This window comes from Saccharothrix hoggarensis, assembly GCF_052936025.1.
Window position 1 is genome coordinate 6,991,553 of the sequence record NZ_CP193624.1, and the last position, 18,603, is coordinate 7,010,155.

General features: G+C 73.9%; 17 protein-coding genes and 1 pseudogene. 7 read left to right on the plus strand and 11 right to left on the minus strand.

The genetic code is table 11. The annotated features are described in order from the left end of the window. Positions 1-25: 25 nt before the first annotated feature. From ACRAKH_RS31690 to ACRAKH_RS31710, 5 genes and pseudogenes are all read right to left on the minus strand, one after another. Complete coding sequence (locus ACRAKH_RS31690; protein WP_380725585.1) at positions 26-961, minus strand: anti-sigma-D factor RsdA; 936 nt, start codon at positions 959-961, stop codon at positions 26-28. Continuing rightward, positions 962-1,534 carry a sigma-70 family RNA polymerase sigma factor gene (locus ACRAKH_RS31695; RefSeq protein WP_380725587.1) on the minus strand — a complete coding sequence of 191 codons (573 nt, stop codon included), beginning with the start codon at positions 1,532-1,534 and terminating at the stop codon, positions 962-964. Between the two features lie 242 nt (positions 1,535-1,776). Continuing rightward, positions 1,777-2,372, minus strand: a pseudogene (locus ACRAKH_RS31700) (response regulator transcription factor). An 80-nt stretch (positions 2,373-2,452) separates the two neighbouring features. Next, positions 2,453-3,349 (minus strand): hypothetical protein, encoded by an 897-nt coding sequence (locus tag ACRAKH_RS31705; RefSeq protein WP_447009482.1) that lies wholly within the window; start codon positions 3,347-3,349, stop codon positions 2,453-2,455. Positions 3,350-3,440: 91 nt separating this feature from the next. Next, positions 3,441-4,493: a MerR family transcriptional regulator gene (locus ACRAKH_RS31710; RefSeq protein WP_447009991.1), complete on the minus strand. Its 1,053-nt coding sequence runs from the start codon at positions 4,491-4,493 to the stop codon at positions 3,441-3,443. A 190-nt stretch (positions 4,494-4,683) separates the two neighbouring features. Between ACRAKH_RS31710 and ACRAKH_RS31715 the strand changes: the two genes are divergently transcribed. Beyond that, positions 4,684-4,980: a WhiB family transcriptional regulator gene (locus ACRAKH_RS31715; protein ID WP_033428626.1), complete on the plus strand. Its 297-nt coding sequence runs from the start codon at positions 4,684-4,686 to the stop codon at positions 4,978-4,980. Positions 4,981-5,057: 77 nt separating this feature from the next. On the opposite strand, the gene groL is transcribed toward ACRAKH_RS31715, so the two are convergent. Together groL and groES are read right to left on the minus strand one after the other, a co-directional pair. Beyond that, a complete protein-coding gene (gene groL / locus ACRAKH_RS31720; RefSeq protein WP_380728869.1) occupies positions 5,058-6,683 on the minus strand; it encodes a chaperonin GroEL in 1,626 nt (541 codons plus the stop codon). A gap of 83 nt (positions 6,684-6,766) precedes the next feature. After that, positions 6,767-7,060 carry a co-chaperone GroES gene (gene groES, locus ACRAKH_RS31725; protein WP_077010188.1) on the minus strand — a complete coding sequence of 98 codons (294 nt, stop codon included), beginning with the start codon at positions 7,058-7,060 and terminating at the stop codon, positions 6,767-6,769. Between the two features lie 367 nt (positions 7,061-7,427). Here groES and ACRAKH_RS31730 point away from each other — a divergent pair, with 367 nt between their 5' ends. Then, complete coding sequence (locus tag ACRAKH_RS31730; RefSeq protein ID WP_380728867.1) at positions 7,428-8,942, plus strand: alkaline phosphatase D family protein; 1,515 nt, start codon at positions 7,428-7,430, stop codon at positions 8,940-8,942. Here the strand turns inward: ACRAKH_RS31730 and ACRAKH_RS31735 are convergent, their stop codons facing one another. Then, positions 8,943-9,803: an NAD(P)-dependent oxidoreductase gene (locus ACRAKH_RS31735; protein WP_380728864.1), complete on the minus strand. Its 861-nt coding sequence runs from the start codon at positions 9,801-9,803 to the stop codon at positions 8,943-8,945. 106 nt (positions 9,804-9,909) lie between these two features. Here ACRAKH_RS31735 and ACRAKH_RS31740 point away from each other — a divergent pair, with 106 nt between their 5' ends. Further along, entirely contained in the window at positions 9,910-12,969 is a 3,060-nt protein-coding gene (locus tag ACRAKH_RS31740) for a BTAD domain-containing putative transcriptional regulator (RefSeq protein WP_447009483.1), read from the plus strand. A gap of 10 nt (positions 12,970-12,979) precedes the next feature. Here the strand turns inward: ACRAKH_RS31740 and tsaD are convergent, their stop codons facing one another. The 3 genes from tsaD to tsaB are packed head-to-tail and all read right to left on the minus strand — an operon-like array spanning position 12,980 to position 15,187. Then, positions 12,980-14,032: a tRNA (adenosine(37)-N6)-threonylcarbamoyltransferase complex transferase subunit TsaD gene (tsaD, locus tag ACRAKH_RS31745; protein WP_380730655.1), complete on the minus strand. Its 1,053-nt coding sequence runs from the start codon at positions 14,030-14,032 to the stop codon at positions 12,980-12,982. Then, a complete protein-coding gene (rimI, locus tag ACRAKH_RS31750; RefSeq protein WP_380730653.1) occupies positions 14,025-14,483 on the minus strand; it encodes a ribosomal protein S18-alanine N-acetyltransferase in 459 nt (152 codons plus the stop codon). Before rimI ends, tsaD begins: the two co-directional genes overlap by 8 nt. Further along, positions 14,480-15,187 (minus strand): tRNA (adenosine(37)-N6)-threonylcarbamoyltransferase complex dimerization subunit type 1 TsaB, encoded by a 708-nt coding sequence (gene tsaB, locus ACRAKH_RS31755; protein ID WP_447009484.1) that lies wholly within the window; start codon positions 15,185-15,187, stop codon positions 14,480-14,482. Before tsaB ends, rimI begins: the two co-directional genes overlap by 4 nt. Before the next feature lie 71 nt (positions 15,188-15,258). On the opposite strand from tsaB, the gene ACRAKH_RS31760 reads away from it, so the two are divergent. From ACRAKH_RS31760 to ACRAKH_RS31775, 4 genes are read left to right on the plus strand one after another with little or no spacing between them, the layout of a single operon-like run. Beyond that, positions 15,259-15,630, plus strand: a complete 372-nt coding sequence (locus ACRAKH_RS31760) for a MerR family transcriptional regulator (RefSeq protein WP_380727742.1) — start codon at positions 15,259-15,261, stop codon at positions 15,628-15,630. Next, positions 15,618-15,923, plus strand: a complete 306-nt coding sequence (locus ACRAKH_RS31765; RefSeq protein WP_380727740.1) for a thioredoxin family protein — start codon at positions 15,618-15,620, stop codon at positions 15,921-15,923. The genes ACRAKH_RS31760 and ACRAKH_RS31765 overlap by 13 nt, the downstream gene beginning before the upstream one ends. 34 nt (positions 15,924-15,957) lie before the next feature. Further along, the gene (locus ACRAKH_RS31770) at positions 15,958-17,283 is read left to right on the plus strand and encodes an acyl-CoA synthetase (protein ID WP_380727738.1); all 1,326 of its coding nucleotides are present in this window, start codon (positions 15,958-15,960) and stop codon (positions 17,281-17,283) included. Beyond that, the gene (locus tag ACRAKH_RS31775) at positions 17,280-18,494 is read left to right on the plus strand and encodes a carboxyl transferase domain-containing protein (protein ID WP_380727736.1); all 1,215 of its coding nucleotides are present in this window, start codon (positions 17,280-17,282) and stop codon (positions 18,492-18,494) included. The genes ACRAKH_RS31770 and ACRAKH_RS31775 overlap by 4 nt, the downstream gene beginning before the upstream one ends. The last annotated feature ends 109 nt before the right edge of the window (positions 18,495-18,603 follow it).

The window sequence follows — 18,603 nt, forward strand, 5'->3', positions numbered from 1 at the left end:
GGTGGGGCTCCGGGGCGGTTCCGGCCTAGCTCTCGGGTCCGCCCTGGGTGCTGCCCTGGGTGTCGTTCCGGGTCCCGTCCGTGGTGCCCCCGCCGGGGGTCACGGTCTCGCCCTTGGTCTGGCCTCCCGGCACGACCGACGTGGGCGGCGGCGGCACCGTGCCGTCCGAGGTCGGGGTCGGTTCGGTGGTGGTCGTCGGCACCGTCGTCGTGGGCGCGGGCTGGGTCGTCGACAGCGGCGGCGAGCTGGGGCTGGTCGTGGTGGGCGACAGCAGCGCCGTCGTGAGCGGGACCGACGTGACCGGCGTGCTCGGCGACGGCGTGGTGCTGGTCAGCTCCTGCATCAGCGACTCGTGCTTCTGGACCAGGTCGTCCTTGCCGTCGTCGGCGGACACCGACGGCAGGCTCTGCTCCGCCTTCGCCAGCGCGTCGCGCGCCTCGCTGTACCGGCCGTCGCGCAGCGCGGCGCGCGCCGTGTCGAGATCGGTGCGGACCGCGACGGCGGCCTCGATCGACCGCGCGTGGTCCGAGTAGAGGACCCTGGTCAGACCCCAGAGCGCGTCGCCGGGCTCGGCGTCGCGCGCGACCAGGCTCATGCCGGTGAACGCGATCGCCAGGACGGCGGCGGCGCTCGCCAGGGGGATGAGGAAACGGTGCCTGCTCCGCGGCTGCGGCCGGGCGGCGGCGATCGTGGCGACCGCCGTGTCGGTGTCGACCAGCTCGCCCACAGGCGGGCGGTCGACCTCACGCCGCCACGCGAGCAGCAGGGCGTTCAGCTCGTCGTTGACGAGCGAGTCGGCTGGTTCGGCGTCACGCCCGCCGAGGGCGTCGAGCAGCTCGTCGTCCGCTCGGATGCCCGCGAGGTCGTCCCCCGGCTCGACCAGGGTGTCATCTGGATGCGGCGGTCTCTCGTCACGTCCGCGCACGACTTCTCCGTTGCCCTTCTCGTGCTGGTCAGCCACTCAAACCACCTCCTCCGCTGCCAACGTCTTGCGAAGGCGGGCGAGGGCGCGGTGTTGCGCCACTCGTACCGCGCCCGGCGTGGAGCCGACCGCGTCCGCGGTCTCCTCGGCCGACAGGCCGACGACGACGCGGAGCAGCAGGATCTCCCGCTGCTTCTCGGGGAGGACGCGCAGGAGCAGGGCCATCCGCTGGGACAGCTCGCCCTGCATGGCGCGCTGTTCCGGGCCGGCCTCCGTCTCGGGGGCGTCGGGGACCTCCGGGACCGGTTCGGACCGGTTCCGGGCGGCGGAGCGATGCGCGTCGGCCACCTTGTGCGCGGCGATCCCGTAGACGAACGCCAAGAACGGCCGACCCTGGTCGCGATAGCTGGGCAGGGCCGTCAGCACCGCGAGACACACCTCCTGGGCCACGTCGTCCGCCGAAGCGAAAGACCTCTCCTGCCTGCCGACTCGGGCGCGGCAGTACCGCACCACGAGGGGTCGGATGGATGCCAGGAGCCGCTCGATCGCGTGGCGGTCGCCATCGACGGCTGCGCCCACTTCGGCGTCCAGTCCGTCCCCCAAGTTGGTCATCGCAGACAACAGCCCTGGTGTTACGCGTAGGCCTACCGACAACGAACGGCACGGGACGATCGACGTCGCCCGTACCGGTGATGCTCACCGTACCGGTCCCACGACCGGAAGTTGAGCCACGGGTGCCGACACCCCCGGTGACCTGCCGACACGCCGTGAGCGCGCGACCGGCCCGGCGACGTGGTCACGTCGCCGGGCCGGACCGGAGGAAGGAGTGTCGTTGTGACCCGCCTAACGGGGCCCTACGAGACCAGGCCCCGCCGGAAGCCGTGCGCGACGGCCTGCGCCCGGTCGCGCACGCCGAGCTTGCGGAACAAGCGCCGGGCGTGGGTCTTCACCGTGTCCTCGGACAGGTAGAGCTCGCGCCCGATCTGCCCGTTGCTCTTGCCCTGGCTCATCCCGCGCAACACCTGCAGCTCGCGCTCGGTGAGCTGCACGCCGGGGTCCGACGGCTGGCGCGGCGCGGGCACGCTGGTGCTCGCGAGGGTGTGCGCCAGCGCGGCCACCAGCTCGGGGCGCGAGGCGTCCCAGCGGAGGTAGCCCCGGGCGCCGCGGCGATCGCCGCGGCGATGCTGCCCGCGTCGTCCGGCGCGCCGAAGACGATGACGTTTGCCTGCGGGTTGGCCGAGACGAGTCGTCGGGTCGCTTCGACCCCGGTCGGGACGGCGCGCTGGGTGCCAACCAGTACGACGTCGACCGGCTGCCGAGAGAACCGAGCCAACAACTCGTCACCGTGCGCTACGCAGTCGATGCGGCTAACCCCGGGGACAGCCGACATCACGCGGGTGAGACCCTCCCGCACACTGCGCCGGTCGTCGCAAATAAGGACCGTGGTCACGGGGACTCCTTCCTGCAGCCGAGTGACGTTCCACATCCCCTATCGGACGCTAGAGGCCGAACCTTGACACGATCCGGTGCTTAATCCGTCAAGAAGTTCGTCTCAGGGTCTGCGTTCGGGGGTTCCCCGGAACGGAGCAGCGGACTCGGGATCCACGGGGATTGGACGGCGAGACGTCGGCCGAGGGGGTCCGCTCTGCGCAACACGCAGCTCAGAGCGTTTTCGAAGCTGTCCTTCACGTTTCCCGCGTCCGCAATACTGCGGTCTGCCAGGACGTTTGCCAGCACGAGCCCCGTCGGCCAGTGCAACGAGAAAAGCCCTCTCTGGTCAGTGTGATTTAGGTCACAGTGCAGCAATCGGACGCCCCTGTCAACGCTTTCGGGTGTCCCCCAGACCACGAGCGCCGTCCCCAGGACGAGGTCGGACTTGAGGATGTGCCGCGTCGCGCCGGCCTCGCGCGCGGTCGCCGCCGCCACCTCCGCCGGACCGACGGCCCGCTCCGCGTGACCGCCGGCCAACTCGATCTCGGCGGCCACCCACTGGTGGCGGACCCGGCTGCGCCATCCGCGTGGCTCCACCCTCGCGTGCAGTCGCCGGGCCTCGGTCAGCCGGCCCGCGCCGATCGCGTCGGCCGCCAGGCCCAGCAGGGCGTCCGCGCGCGCCCCGGCCGCGTCCACGTCGTCCGGGTCGTCGGACCGCCCTCCGGCGGGCGCCGTCGCGAGCGCGCGGCCGTCCAGCACCCTCGCGGCCGCGTGCCCGCCCAGCTGCCGCCGGTGCGACGCGAGCGCCGACGCCGCCAGCGACCCGAACAGCCCACCGGTCCGGGCCAGCTCGGTCAGCACGGTGGCCGCCGCCGCGTAGTGCCCCTGGCCGCCCAGCGCCACGGCCGCCAGCCAGCGCTCCTCGACGTCACCGCGCAGCGCGGCCCACACCAGGGCCTCCGGTTGATCGCCGAACGCCGCCCGCCGCACGTCCACCGCGCCCCCTCGTCCACCTGACCAGCCGAAACCCATCCAACCACCACGGGACGGCCCGGTCGTCGACGGCCGGAGGAGATCGGGAACGGGGTCAGCAGACGGCGCGTTCCACCGCGTCCGCCGCCGAGGCGAGGTCGTTGATCCGCTCCGCCGGCTGCGGCACGACGCCGCGCTCCCAGCCCGGACCGCCCGCGAAGACGCGGACCTGCTGCCTGGTCCGGGGCAACGAGGTCACCACACCCGGATCGGCGTAGCGGGGCAGCTGGGCCCACAGCACCACGGCCGCCGGCGCGGTCCGGCGCACGGCGGCGGCCAGGGCGTCCGCGGGCAGGGCCGCGCCGAGCTGCCGCGTGCCGACACCGCGCTGCGCCAGCACCGCGGCCAGCGGGTACAGCGGCAGGGCGTGCCGCTCGTCCGGCATGCACGCCAGCAGCACGGGCCGGTGGTTGCGGGGGTTCGCGACGACCGGCGTCGCCCGCACCACGGCGGCCAGCACGCACTCCTCCACCAGGTGCGACACCTCGACCCCGGCCCCGGAGTGCTCCCACCGGGCGGCGATCGCGGCCATCACCGGCCGGATCACCTCGTCCCACGTCGCGACCAGGCCGTCCGCCTCAATCGCGTCCGCGAGCATCGTCTGCACGGCCGCCGAGTCCATCGCCAGCGCGGCCCGCCCCACACCCCTGGCCCGCCGGTTCGCCGCCTCCAGCTTCAGGCCGCGGCCGCCGGACGCCGAGCCGTTCAGCTCTCCGCCGTTCAGCTCCCCGCCGGTCAGCCCGCCACCGCCCGGCCCGCCGTTCGACCCGCCGGTCAGCGACGGCGGCGTGGTCGTGCGGGCCTGGACCGTGCTGGACAGGGCGTACTTGGCCGCCTCGGCGGACGACGCGCCGCGCAGCAGGGCTCGCTGCATCAGTTCGAGGCGCGCTACGTCGAGTGGCGCGTACTTGCGGTGTCGCCCGGTTGTGTGATCGGTGGGTCCCAGCCCGTACCGGCGGTCCCAGGTGCGCAGAGTAGCCGGCGCGACGCCGAGGCGGCGGGCCACGGCGGCCACCGAGAGGGTCACCGAATGCGCCGGATCATCTTCTGCCGCAACGGTTTCCCGGTCGCCTTCCGGCACGGTCCCGGTGTGGTCGGGGGGCGTCATCACGGTGACATGGTCCGTTCACCTGACGTCACCGGCAACTCCGGGGGTGGCCGCCGACCGATCACCCATCGAATGAATTGCCGGTAAAAGCCCTGCTACCCCCTTGAACAAGTTTTGGCGCGGTTCTACGGTGGATCATCGTTAAGCCGAATGGAGCAGTTCACGTCCATGGGCCAAGGAGGCGGTCTCGATGGCGGACACCCGAAGGCTTCCCGGTCCCAACGCGGATCTGTGGGACTGGCAGATGCGCGGCTCGTGCCGCGGGATGGACAGCGCGTTCTTCTTCCACCCGGACGGGGAGCGCGGACCGGCGCGGGCGCGGCGGGAGGCCAGGGCGAAAGCCGTGTGCCTGTCGTGCCCGGTGCTGGAGATGTGTCGGCGGCACGCCCTGGCGGTGCAGGAGCCGTACGGGATCTGGGGTGGTCTCTCGGAATCCGAGCGGGACAGCATCATCAAGGCGCGCAAGCGTCAGTTGACGCCTGCGTGACGCCGAACGCGCGGGAGGGGCGGCACCTCGCGGGTGCCGCCCCTCCCGTTCGCTCTGCTACCGGGTGATACCGCTGGTCAGTGGCCGTGCCCGTGACCGTGGCCGTGCCCGGCGGAGCCCGCCTGCTCCTCTTCCTTCTTCTCCACGACGGCGCTCTCCGTGGTGAGCACCATGCGGGCGATGGAAGCGGCGTTGGTGACCGCGGAACGGGTCACCTTCACCGGGTCGATGATCCCGGCCTCGAGCAGGTCGCCGTAGGCCAGCGTCGCGGCGTTGAGGCCGAAGCCCCAGTCGCCCTCGCGGACCTTGTTGACCACGACCGCGCCTTCCAGACCCGCGTTCGCGGCGATCCAGAACAGCGCCGAGCCCAGGGCCTCGCGGACGATCGCGACACCGGTCGCCTCGTCGCCGGACAGGCCCAGACCGCCGTCGAGCACCTTGGCCGCGTGCACCAGGGCCGAGCCGCCGCCGGGGACGATGCCCTCCTCGACCGCCGCCTTGGTCGCGTTCACCGCGTCCTCGATGCGGTGCTTGCGCTCCTTCAGCTCGGTCTCGGTGGCCGCGCCGACCTTGATCACCGCGATGCCGCCGGACAGCTTGGCCAGCCGTTCCTGCAGCTTCTCGCGGTCCCAGTCGGAGTCGGTGGCCTCGATCTCGCGGCGCAGCTGCTCCGCGCGACCCGCCACGTCGGCCTTGGCGCCGCCGCCGTCGACGATGGTCGTGTTGTCCTTCGACACGACGACCCGCCGGGCGGAACCCAGCACGTCGAGGTTGGCCTCGGACAGCTTGAGGCCCACCTCGGCCGCGATGACCTGGGCGCCGGTGACGACCGCGAGGTCGTCCAGGAACGCCTTGCGGCGGTCGCCGAAGTACGGCGCCTTGACCGCGACCACGCGCAGGGTCTTGCGCAGGGCGTTGACCACCAGGGTGGACAGCGCCTCGCCCTCGACGTCCTCGGCGATGATGACCAGCGGCTTGCCGGACTCGGCGACCTTCTCCAGGATCGGCAGCAGGTCGGCCAGGGCCGAGATCTTCTCGCGGTGCAGCAGGATGCGGGCGTCCTCGAACACCGTCTCCTGGGCTTCGAGGTCGGTCGCGAAGTGCGCCGACACGTAGCCCTTGTCGAACTGCACGCCCTCGGTGATCTGGAGCTCGGTGGCCATCGAGGAGGACTCCTCGACGGTGATCACACCGTCCTCGCCGACCTTCTCGATGGCCTCGCCGAGCAGGGCGCCGATGGACTCGTCACGGGACGAGACGGTGCCGACCTGGGCGATGTTGTCGCGGCCCTTGACCGGGGTGGCCTTGGCCTTCAGCGCGTCCACGACCGCCTCGGCGGCGGCCTGGATGCCGACGCCGAGCGACATCGGGTTCGCGCCCGCGGCGACGTTGCGCAGACCGACCCGCACCATGGCCTGGGCCAGGACGGTCGCGGTCGTCGTGCCGTCGCCGGCCACGTCGTTGGTCTTGGTCGCGACGCTCTTGGCGAGCTGCGCGCCCAGGTTCTCGAACGCGTCTTCCAGCTCGATCTCGCGCGCGATGGTCACGCCGTCGTTGGTGACGGTGGGGCCGCCGAACTTCTTGTCGAGCACGACGTGCCTGCCGCGCGGACCGAGGGTCACCTTGACCGTGTCCGCGAGCTTGTTCACGCCGCGCTCAAGGGCCCGACGAGCGTCCTCGTCGAAGCTGATCTGCTTGGGCATTGCCTACGCCTCTCTTGATGCGAAACGCCCCGGGAAGCCCCGGAGATGGGGTTCGCCGGGGCGCCTTGCGTGTCAGCCGAGCGTCAGTTGATGACGGCCAGCACGTCGCGGGCGGAGAGGATCAGGTACTCCTCGCCGTTGTACTTGACCTCGGTGCCGCCGTACTTGGAGTAGATGACGACGTCACCGACAGCCACGTCCAGCGGGACGCGGTTGCCCTTGTCGTCGATCCGGCCGGGGCCGACCGCGAGGACCTTGCCCTCCTGGGGCTTCTCCTTCGCGGTGTCCGGGATCACGAGGCCGGAAGCGGTCGTGGTCTCGGCCTCGCTGGCCTGGACGACGATCTTGTCCTCGAGCGGCTTGATGTTCACGCTCACCGGGCTGACCTCCACGGTCGTCGAAAGCGTTGGCAGGTTGCGTTTACGGCTCCTGCCACCCCGCCGTCGCGGGGGTCGGGGCGGTTGCTGGTGCCGTGCATCTAGCACTCTACCCAGGCGAGTGCCAACGCTTCAACGAGCCCCCGTCACTCCTTCCGGGCACCCGGTCCGGCGACGTCCGCGAGGCGGCCCGCAACCGCTCGGAACCGCGCGCGCACGCCGATCCGGACCAGCTCGGGCGCACCGGTCCGCGGTGACGTCCGGCCTGCCCTCGTCGGACGAGCCCTCGCTGGACTGCGGAGAGCTGGATGCCCGGGGTAATGCCGGTGTTCACCCGTTCGCCACCATGCTGGGTCACGGTGGGCGCATGACCACGGTGACCCGACGTTCCCTGCTCATCGGCGGTGCGGCCCTCGCGGCCGCGGCGACCGCCGGTGCGGGCTTCCCGAAGCTCGACGACCCCTTCACCCTGGGCGTGGCCTCCGGCGACCCCCTGCCCGACAGCGTGGTGCTGTGGACGCGCCTCGCGCCGCGTCCGCTCAACGAGGACGGCCTGGGCGGCATGCCCGACCGCGTCGTCCCCGTCCACTGGGAGCTGGCCGAGGACGAGCGCTTCCAGCGCGTCGTGCGGCGCGGCGTGCAGCCCGCCCGGCCCGAGAACGGCCACAGCGTGCACGTGGAGCCGTTCGGCCTGCGGCCCGGCCGCGAGTACTACTACCGGTTCCGCGTGGACGGCCACCTGTCCCCCGTCGGCCGCACCCGGACCGCGCCCGAGCCGTGGGTCCTCGGGCAGGACCTGACCATGTGCTTCGCGTCGTGCGCCCACTACGGCGAGGGCTACTTCACCGCCTACCGGCGGCTGGCCGAGGACCACCCGGACGTGGTCCTGCACCTCGGCGACTACCAGTACGAGTACGCGGCCAAGGCGGCGGACGTGCGGACGGTCGTCGGGCCGGAGACCCGGACGCTGGCCGACTACCGGCTGCGGCACGCGCAGTACAAGACCGACGCCGACCTCCAGGTCGCGCACGCCGTCGCGCCGTGGGTCGTCGTGTGGGACGACCACGAGGTCGAGAACAACTGGGCCGACGACGTGCCCGAGCAGCCCGACCCGGACTTCGCGGCACGGCGGGAGGCGGCCTTCCGGGCGTACTACGAGAACATGCCGCTGCGGCGCGGCGCCCGCCCGAACGGCACGGACATGCAGCTCTACCGGCGGCTCGGCTGGGGCGGGCTGGTGAACTTCCACATGCTCGACACCCGCCAGTACCGGGACGACCAGGCGTGCGGCGACGGCTGGAAGACGTGCGCGGACGCCGCCCTGCCGACCCGGTCCATCACCGGCGCCGAGCAGGAGGAGTGGCTCCTCGACGGGTTCCGCCGGTCCCGCGCGCGCTGGGACGTGCTCGGCCAGCAGGTGTTCTTCGCCGAGCGCGACCGCAAGGACGGCCCGGTGAAGGAGGTCTCCATGGACGGGTGGGACGGCTACCTGGCGTCCCGCGACCGGGTGACGCGCGGGTGGGTCGACGCGGGCGTGCGCAACGCCGTCGTGCTGACCGGCGACGTGCACGCGCACTACGCGGCGGACGTGAAGCTGGACTGGAACGACCCGGCGTCGCGGACCGTCGGCACCGAGCTCGTGTGCTCGTCGGTGACGTCCGGCGGCGACGGCAACGACACCGTCGACCAGGTGCAGCTGCGGAACAACCCGCACATCAAGCTGCACAGCAGGCGGCGCGGGTACGTGCGGACGAAGTTCACCGCGCAGGAGATGCGGGCGGACTTCCGCACGCTGCCGCACGTGCGCACGGCCGGGGCCGAGGCCACGACGCTCAAGTCGTTCGTGGTCGAGGACCGCAACCCCGGCCTGAACCCGGTGTGATCAGCCGCGCAGGACGTTGACCAGGGCGGTCCAGCTGTCCTTCCCGTGCCCCGCCGCGATGGCGCGGTCGTAGAGGGACCGGACCGCCTCGGGCAACCCGGCGTCGACCCCGGCGGCCTCGCTCGCGCCCACGACGTGCGCCGCCGTGGCGCCCATCATGGCCACGTTGGCGAGGTCGCCGGGGTGCTCGCCGGTGTCGACGTGCCGGACCGTCTCCGCGACGTACATCGCGAACGACGACACCACGTCGGTGAGGTACGGCGCGTACGCCTCGGCCGTGAGGCCCGCCGACGTGACCAGGGCGGTGGCGTGCAGCATCGCGGCCAGCGAGGTGAGGAAGACGTCCAGCTGGGCCTGGTAGAGCAGCTGCGCCAGGCCGTGGTCCGCGCCCATGTAGTCGGGCCTGCCGATGACGGCCAGCGTGTCGGCGTACCGGTCGAACACCTCGCGCGGGCCGCTGTAGAAGACGTACGCGGACTCGTCGCCGACCAGCGGCGCGGGCACCATCACGCCGCCGACCAGCAGCTCCGCGCCCCGCTCGGCCAGCCAGGCGGCGGCCCGCACGGTCTCGGCGGGCGTGTCGGAGCTGAGGTTGACGACGACGCGGCCCGCGAGGTCCGTGCCGTCGAGGATGTCGTGCATCGCGGCGTAGTCGGTGAGGCTGAGGACGATCAGCCGGTTCGCGGCGACGGCGTCGGCGGCCGTGGCGGCCCGGACGGCGCCTCGGGCGACGACGGCGTCGGCGCGGGCGGGGGTGCGGTTCCAGACCGTGGTCGGGTGGCCGGCGGCGAGGAGCCTGGTGACCATGGCCTGGCCCATGGGGCCGAGCCCGATCAGGGTCAACGGGGTCTTGTCAGTCATGCGGTGTCTCACTCCTTCGTGTGAATCCCACGGTGCCGCCGGCCGCGCACGGTTCGCTGCGGGTCCGCTGGGGGTCGGCCGCGGGCGGCCCCGTTACGGTCCGGGCGTGAGATTCGGGGTGTTGGGGCCGCTCGCCGTGTGGACGGCGGGTGGCGCGGAGGTCCGCGTGCCCGAGGTGAAGGTGCGGGCGCTGCTGGCGGACCTGCTCGCGCACGAGGGGCGGCCGGTGTCGGCGGACCGGTTGGCGTTCGACCTGTGGGGCGACGAGCCGCCCGGCAACCCGGTGAACACGCTCCAGACGAAGGTCTCGCAGCTGCGGCGGGCGTTGGAGGCGGCCGAGCCGGGCGGGCGGGAGCTGGTCGCGCACGGGCCGGCCGGGTACTCGGTGCGGGTGGACGCGTCCACTGTGGACCTCCTGCGGTTCCGGGAGCTGGTGGCCGCGGGGCGGTTCGGCGAGGCGCTGGCGCTGTGGCGCGGCGAGCCGTTGGCCGAGTTCGCCGACGCGCCGTTCCTGGCGGCGGTGACGGCGCGCTGGACCGAGGAGCGGCTCGCCGCGCTGGAGGAGTTCGCCGAGGCGGGCGCGGTCGACCTGGCCGACGAGGTGGCCCGGCACCCGTTGCGCGAACGTCTGCGCGGCCTGCACATGCGGGCGCTCTACCGCGCCGGGCGTCAGGTGGAGGCGTTGGAGAGCTACGCCGAGCTGCGCCGGCTGCTGGCCGACGAGCAGGGGTTGGCGCCGGGCCCCGAGCTGGCCGCCCTGCACCACGCGATCCTCAACCACGACCCGGCGCTGGGCCCCGCCGCCGGCGGCCCGCGCACGAACCTGCCCGCGCCCGTCACCGACCTGGTCGGGCGGGACGACGCGGTGGACGGCGTGCGCGGCCTGCTCGGCCGGTCGCGGCTCGTGACGCTCACCGGGCCGGGAGGGGTCGGCAAGACCAGCCTCGCGGTGGAGGTCGCCCGGCGGGCCGCGGTCGGCGACGGGGTGTGGCTGGTCGAGCTGGCCGGTGTCGGGCGCGACGAGCAGGTCGCGCACGCCGTGGCGGACGTGCTCGGCGTGCGCGAGGACGCGCCGGGAGGCTTCGCCGGGGGTCGGTCCGACGACCTGGTGGACCGGCTCGTGGAGGCGTTGCGGGGCCGTGAGGTGCTGCTGGTGCTGGACAACTGCGAGCGGCTGGTCGAGCCGGTCGCCGCGCTGGTGTCCCGCCTGCTGCGCGCCGTGCCGGGCCTGCGGGTGCTCACCACCAGCCAGGAACCGCTCGGCCTGGCGTTCGAGGTGGTGTGGGCCGTGCCGCCGCTCGACGTCGACGCCGCCGTCGCGTTGTTCGCGGCACGCGCTGCCGCCGCCGCGCCCGGCTTCGCCGTCACGCCGGACAACACGCAGGCGGTCGAGGCGATCTGCCGCCGGCTCGACGGCCTGCCGCTCGCGGTGGAGCTGGCCGCGACCCGCGTGCGCGGCCTCGGCGTGACCGCCCTGCTCGACCGGCTGGACGACCGGTTCCGGCTGCTCGCCACCGGTCACCGCGACGCGCCCGCCCGGCAGCGCACGCTCCGGGCGATGATCGACTGGAGCTGGGACCTCCTCGGCGACGCCGAGCGGACCGTGCTGCGGCGGTTGTCCGTGCACGTGGACGGGTGCGCGTTGGACGCCGCCGAGGCCGTGTGCGCGGGTGGCGCCGTGGCGGCCGACGAGGTGGCGGACGTGCTGGCAGGCCTGGTCAACCGGTCGCTCGTGGTCGCCCCCGACCACCGCGGCGAACCGCGGTTCCGGCTGCTGGAGTCGGTCGCCGACTACGGCCGGGAACGGCTGCGCGAGGCGGGCGAGTTCGACGAGGTCCGGCGGCGGCACGCCGAGTTCCACCTGGCGCTGGCGGAACGGGCCGATCGGGAGCTGCGGACCGCCGGGCAGCTGCGGTGGCTGCGCCGGCTGGACGCCGACACGGCGAACCTCCGGGCCGCGCACGACGTGCTGGAGCCCGCCGGTGCCGCCCGGCTGGCCAGGGCGTTGACGTGGTACTGGTTCCTGCGCGGGCGGCTGCGCGAGGGGCTGCGGCTGATGACGTCCCCCGATCCGGTGACGGCGGCGTGGCGGGCCGGGTTCGGCGTGCTGGTCGGCGAGCCCGTCGACCCGGCGGCCGCGGCCGGCACGGCGGAGATCGCCGACCCGCTCGACCGGGCGCGCGCCCGGTGGTTCCTGGGGTACGTGCTGTCGACCGTCGGCGACATGCCGTCCGCCGAGGAGCTGACGGACCGGGCGCTGGAGGCGTTCGAGGAGCTGGGTGACGAGTGGGGCGTGGCGTCCGCGCACAGCGACCGGGTCAGCCAGGCCCTGGCCCGCGGCCGGCTGGACCGGTCGTGGGCGTCGGCCCGGCGGAGCTCCGAGCTGTTCACCAGGCTGGGTGAACGGTGGGGGCAGCTGAAGGCGTCGTTCGGGTTGGGCGTGCTCGCGCAGCTGGCCGGCGACCTCGCGCGGGCGGAGGCCGTGCACCGGGAGGGCCTGCGGGTGGCCGAGGAGCTGGAGTCGTGGCCCGAGGTGTCGTACAAGCTGTCCTGGCTCGGCCGGGTCGCGCTCGCCACCGGCGACTACGCGAAGGCACGCGACCTGCACGAACGGGCACGCCGTGCGGCGGCCGAGCACGGGTTCGCGCCCGGCGAGGTGTACGCGGAGACGGGGTTGGCGCTGGGCGCGCGGCGCGAGGGGCGGCTGGACGAGGCCGAGGCGCACTGGACCCGGCTGCTCGACTGGCACCGCCGGGTCGGGTTCGAGGCGGGCGCGACGCTGGTGCTGGCCGAGCTGGGGTTCGTGGCCGAGCTGCGCGGTGACGCGGCGCGGGCGCTGGAGGTGCAGTCACGGGGGCTGGCGCTGGCCCGCCAGGTGGGCGACCCGCGGGCGGTCGCGTTGGCGCTGGAGGGCGTGGCGGGCGCCAAGGCGCTGGCCGGCGACGCCGCGGAGGCCGCCCGGCTGCTCGGGGCGGCCGCGGCGGCACGCGAGTCGGTGGGCGTGCCGCTGCCGGCGGCCGAACGCGGCGACGTGGACCGGATCACGTCCGCCGCCCGCGCGGTGCTGGGCGCGGACGGCTTCGCGGCGGCGTTCGACGCGGGTCACGCCGAGGGCGTCGACGTGCGGGTGGCGGAACCGGTGCGCCGGGAGGGCGAACCGGCCTGACCGCCGGGTGTCAGAGGATCTGGATGGTGCCGACCGGGAGACCGGGGGTGGTGGACAGGTCGAGCGAGGACGGCTTCGCGCCGGCCGCGACGAGGTGCGCGCCCAGGGCGGCGATCATCGCGCCGTTGTCCGTGCACAGCCGGGGCCGCGGCACGCGCAGCTCGATGCCCGCCTCGGCGCACCGCTCGGCCGCCAGGCCGGACAGCCGCGAGTTCGCCGCCACGCCGCCGGAGATCACCAGCGTGTCCACGCCGAAGTCCTGGCACGCCCGGATGGCCTTCGCGGTCAGCACGTCGGCCACCGCCTCCTGGAACGACGCGGCGACGTCGGCCAGCGGGATCTCCTCGCCCGCCCGCTCCTGCTTCTCCACCCACCGCGCGACGGAGGTCTTCAGGCCGGAGAACGAGAAGTCGTACTTCGAGTCGCGGGGCCCGGTCAGGCCGCGCGGGAACGCGATCGCGCAGCCGTTGCCCTGCTTGGCGAGCTTGTCGATCGGCGGGCCGCCGGGGTAGGGCAGGTCGAGCAGCCGGGCGACCTTGTCGTACGCCTCGCCCGCCGCGTCGTCCACGGTGGACCCGATCTCGGTGATCCGCTCGGCCAGGCCCTCGACCAGCAGCAGCTGGGAGTGCCCGCCGGACACCAGCAGCGCCAGGCACCGCTTCGGCAGCGGCCCGTGCTGGAGGGTGTCCGCGGCGACGTGGCCGGCCAGGTGGTTCACGCCGTAGAGCGGCTTGTCCAACGCCGCCGCGTACGCCTTCGCCGCCGACACGCCGACCAGCAGCGCGCCCGCGAGCCCCGGACCGGCGGTGACCGCGATCGAGTGCACGTCCCGCAGCTCGATCCCGGCCTTCTCCACGGCGCGGCGCATGGTCGGGACCATCGCCTCCAGGTGCGCCCGCGACGCCACCTCGGGGACCACGCCGCCGAACCGGGCGTGCTCCTCCACGCTGGACGCGACCTCGTCCGCGAGAAGCTCCATCGAGCCGTCCGGGCCGAGCCGGACGATGCCGACACCGGTCTCGTCGCACGAGCTTTCGATACCGAGGATGAGCCGGTCAGTCACGGTTCGCGGGCCTTCCCATCGTGTACGCGTCGGCGCCCGACGGCTGGTAGTAGCGGCGGCGCAGGCCGAGGTGCTCGAAGCCGTGCGCCAGGTACAGGTTGATCGCGGGGACGTTGTCCGTCCGGACTTCCAGGAACACCGGCAGGCCCGCCTCGTCGGCCTTGGCGAGCAGGGTCCGCAGCAGGGTCCTGCCGACGCCGCCGCCCTGGTACCCGGCCGTGACCGCGATCGTGTGGACGCTGCACTCGAAGTCGGTCAGGCCGAGGCCCGCGTACCCGACGAGGACGCCGTCCACGTACGCGCCGACGTAGAAGTTGCCGTTGTCCAGCTCGCTGCGGAACGCGTCCTCGCTCCACGGGTCGTCGCCGGGGAACAGCTCGTGCTCGATCCGCGCGCACCGCGGCACGTCCTCGTGGCGCAGAGGCGAGATCGTGACGGTGCCCGCGCTCACGCCCTCGTCACCCGCTTGCGGCCGACCGGCTCGACGGCGTCGGGCCGGCGCAGGTAGAGCGGGGTGAGGGCGGCCGGGCGGGCGCCCGCGAGCAGCTCGCCGGCGGCCGCGGCCACCAGGGAGACCGGCGACGGGTAGCGCGCCCCGAGCACGGGCAGCCCGAGGACGTCGGCGTACACCTCGGCGCCCTCGCCCGTGGCGTTCGCGACGGCGGGCAGCTTGCCGACGAGGTCGGCGGGCCGGTCCACGTGCGGGCCGTCGGTGCACCGGCCGGCCGCGTCGTAGGCCGCCCAGTACACCTCCTTGCGGCGCGCGTCCGTGGCCACGAGCAGCGGCTTGCCCGCCGGCGACCCGCTCGCCGGGTCGGCCGCCAGGGCCAGCGCGTCCAGCGCGATGGCGTCCGGCGTCGGCACCGGGTACACGGGCCGGTTCAGCGCCTGCCCGAGGGCGGCGGCGGTGACCAGGCCGACGCGCAGGCCGGTGAACGGCCCCGGGCCCGAGCCGCACACGATGGCGTCGAGGTCGGACAGCGCGTGCCCGGCCTCCGCCAACGCCTCCAGCAGGTGGGGGGTGAGCAGCTCTCCGTGCGCCTTCGAGTTCACCGTCACCCGCTGGGCGAGCAGGCGCGGCGGCGAATCGGGCGTCAGTTCCACCACTCCGGCCGTGACGGCGGGAGTGGCGGTGTCCAGGGCGAGCACCAGCACAACTGACAAGGGTATCGGGTGGCGTGAGCCACACTGGACTTGACGTCGACGTCAAGGCGGAGGATCGGCCCGTGCGCATCGGAGAACTGGCGCGGCGGGGTGGGACCACCACCCGTGCGCTGCGGTACTACGAGTCCCTCGGCCTGCTGCGGGCGCGGCGCGGCGCGAACGGGCAGCGGGAGTACGACGAGGACGACCTGCGGTTGGTGAACGAGATCCGCTCGCTCGCCGGCATCGGGTTCGCCCTGGAGGACACCCGCCCGTTCGTGGAGTGCCTGCGCGACGGCCACAGCACCGGGGACGCCTGCGCGGCGTCCGTCGAGGTGTACCGGCGCAAGGTCGCCGAGCTGGACGAGTGCATCGCCCGCCTCCACGCGGTCCGCGACCAGGTGCGCGCGCAACTCCGGGAAGCCGAGCAGAGGAGCAGACCGTGCGGACGTTGACGGACGACGAGTTCACCGAGGCCGTGAGCAGCGGGAACGTGCTGGTGGAGTTCCGCGCCGACTGGTGCGGGCCGTGCCGGATGCTGGAGCCCGTGCTGGCCGAGATCGACCGCGAGCGGGACGACCTGACCGTGGTGAAGGTCGACACGGACGCCAGCCCGCGCACCGCGCGCGACCAGCGGATCATGTCCGCGCCCACGCTCCAGCTGTACCGGGACGGCGTGCTGGTCGCGCAGGCCGTGGGCGCCCGGCCGAAGATCCACCTGCTGGCGTGGCTCGAACCACACTTGTGATGCGCACGGCGCCGCGGCCGGTCACTGTAAGGGGATGCTGCTGCCAGCGTTGGCCTCGCCGTCGCCGAGAGTCGCCCTGAGGTTCCCCGGGCGGGAGCTGACCTACGAGGAGTTGGCGCGCGAGGCGCGGGCGGTCGCGCACGGGCTGGCGGGCAGGCGGCGGGTCGCGGTGTGGGCCCGGCCGACGCCCGAGACGTGCGTGGCCGTCGTCGGCGCGCTGATCGCGGGTGTGCCGGTCGTGCCGCTGAACCCGAAGGTCGGCGAGCGGGAGCTGGCGCACATCCTCGCCGACAGCGCGCCGGACCTCGTCGTGGACGGCGACCTGCCGCGCGGGGAACCGGTCGACTTGCCGGAGCCGGACGGCGAGGCGCCCGCGCTGATCGTCTACACCAGCGGCACCACCGGCCCGCCGAAGGGCGTGGTGCTGCCGAGGCGGGCGCTCGCGACGAACCTCGACGCGCTGGCGGAGGCGTGGGCGTGGACCGCGGACGACGTGGTGGTGCACGGCCTGCCGCTGTTCCACGTGCACGGCCTCGGCGTGGGGGTGCTCGGGCCGTTGCGGCGCGGCGGGACCGTGCACCACCTGGGGTCGTTCAGCGTGGCGAAGGCCGCCGAGGCGTTGGCGGCCGGCGGCACGATGCTGTTCGGCGTTCCCACGATGTACCACCGGATCGCCGCCGAACCGGAGCACGCGGGCGCGTTCGCGAAGGCCCGACTGCTGGTGTCGGGTTCGGCGGCGCTGCCCGCGACCGTCCACGAGCGCATCGAGCGGCTGACCGGCCGGCGGGTGGTCGAGCGGTACGGCATGACCGAGACGTTGATGAACACGAGCGTCCGCGCGGACGGCGACCGGCGGCCCGGCACCGTCGGCCTGCCGCTGGACGGCGTGGAGGTGCGGGTCGTCGGCGACGAGCCCGGCGAGGTCGAGGTGCGCGGGCCGAACCTGTTCCTGGAGTACCTGAACCGGCCGGACGCCACCCGTGACGCGTTCCGCGACGGCTGGTTCCGGACCGGCGACCTGGCCGTGGTCGAGCCGGACGGGTACCTGCGGATCGTCGGCCGGCGCGCCACGGACCTGATCAAGAGCGGCGGGTACAAGATCGGCGCGGGCGAGATCGAGAACGCGCTGCTGGAGCACCCGGCGGTGGCCGAGGTGGCGGTGACCGGCGAACCGGACGACGACCTGGGCGAGCGGGTGGTGGCGTGGGTCGTCGCGCGCGGCGACGCGCCGGCGGCGGAGGCGTTGAGCGAGCACGTGGCCCGGTTGCTGTCGCCGCACAAGCGGCCGAGGGTGGTGCGGTTCGTGGAGTCGTTGCCGCGCAACGACATGGGCAAGGTGCTGAAGCGGGAGCTGCGGTGAACCCGCTCGGGTGGCCGGGGTACGAGGCGCAGCTGGCGCGGGCGCGGGAGCGGTCCGGTGGCGCGGAGTCCGTGTCGTGGCGGCGGCGCCGGCACGCCGTGGTGATCACGTTCGACTTCCGGTTCCTGGGCGGGTCCGTCGGCACGGCGACCGGCGCGGTGATCGAGGAGGCGTTCACCGCGGCGCGGGCCGCCCACCTGCCGGTGGTGTCGATGATCGCGACCGGTGGCAGCCGGATGCAGGAGGGGATGCTGTCGTTGCGGCAGCTCCAGCGCGTGGCGCGGCTGTGCGCGGTGCACCGGGCCGCGGGGCTGCCGCACGTGTCGGTGCTGTGCGACCCGACCACCGGTGGCCTGTGGGCGTCGCTGGGCGCCGGCGCGGACGTCGTGGTCGCGGTGTCGGGCGCGCAGGTCGGGTTCGCGGGCAGCAGGGTGCGGCCGTCCGACGACCCCGCCTACACGGCGGAGGGCCAGTTCGCGGCCGGCACGGTGGACCTGGTCGTGCCGCCGGACGACGTCGACTCGACCGTGGCGACGATCCTCGACGTGCTGACCCGCGGTGACGCCGTGCCGGCCGAGGTGCCGCGCGCCCTGGGCGCCCAGGAGCTGCCCGACAGCGGGTGGGGCGCGGTGCTGCGGGCGCGTGCCCCGGAACGTCCCCGCGCCCGCGCGTACCTGGACGACTACTTCGACGAGCGGGTGCCGATCAGCGGCGACCGTGCCGGCGGCGTCGACCCCGGGATGCTGTGCGGCATCGGGCTGCGGATGGGGCGGGCGATCGCGTTCGCCGCGCAGACCGGCACCGCCACCACCCCGGCCGGCTTCCGCACCGCCGCGCGCCTGATCCGGCTGGCCGAGCGGTTCGCGCTGCCCGTGCTGACCCTGGTCGACACGCCGGGCGCGGCCAACGACGCGGCGGCCGAGCGCGCCGGCGTGGGTGCGGCCATCGCCGAGCTGTTCGCCACCGTCGCCGAGGCGCGCGTGCCGATCACCACGCTCGTCATCGGGGAGGGCGGGTCGGGCGGGGCGCTGGCGCTGTCGTCGCCCGAGCACACGTGGATCACGCCGGACGCGTACTTCTCGGTGATCGCGCCGGAACTCGCGGCGGCGATCCTGAAGCGCGACGACGTGGAAGCACTGGCCGACGACCTCCGCCTACGCCCCCAGGACTTGGTGGAACTGGGCGTCGTCCGAGGCATCACGGACCGCTGACCCTCCCAACCACCCCACCACCCCGCAAGGTCGCGTCGGTCGTTCGCGCCTCATTTCCCGGCGATCACGCTTTTCGATCGCCGGGAAATGAGGCGTGAACGACCGACTT

What these genes read in the sequence shown, in the direction of transcription:
- ACRAKH_RS31695 (WP_380725587.1), bottom strand. Translation starts at nt 1,534, where the DNA reads ATGACCAACTTGGGGGACGGACTGGACGCCGAAGTGGGCGCAGCCGTC.
- ACRAKH_RS31710 (WP_447009991.1), bottom strand. Translation starts at nt 4,493, where the DNA reads ATGACGCCCCCCGACCACACCGGGACCGTGCCGGAAGGCGACCGGGAA.
- ACRAKH_RS31715 (WP_033428626.1), top strand. Translation starts at nt 4,684, where the DNA reads ATGGCGGACACCCGAAGGCTTCCCGGTCCCAACGCGGATCTGTGGGAC.
- groL (WP_380728869.1), bottom strand. Translation starts at nt 6,683, where the DNA reads ATGCCCAAGCAGATCAGCTTCGACGAGGACGCTCGTCGGGCCCTTGAG.
- ACRAKH_RS31730 (WP_380728867.1), top strand. Translation starts at nt 7,428, where the DNA reads ATGACCACGGTGACCCGACGTTCCCTGCTCATCGGCGGTGCGGCCCTC.
- ACRAKH_RS31735 (WP_380728864.1), bottom strand. Translation starts at nt 9,803, where the DNA reads ATGACTGACAAGACCCCGTTGACCCTGATCGGGCTCGGCCCCATGGGC.
- ACRAKH_RS31770 (WP_380727738.1), top strand. Translation starts at nt 15,958, where the DNA reads ATGCTGCTGCCAGCGTTGGCCTCGCCGTCGCCGAGAGTCGCCCTGAGG.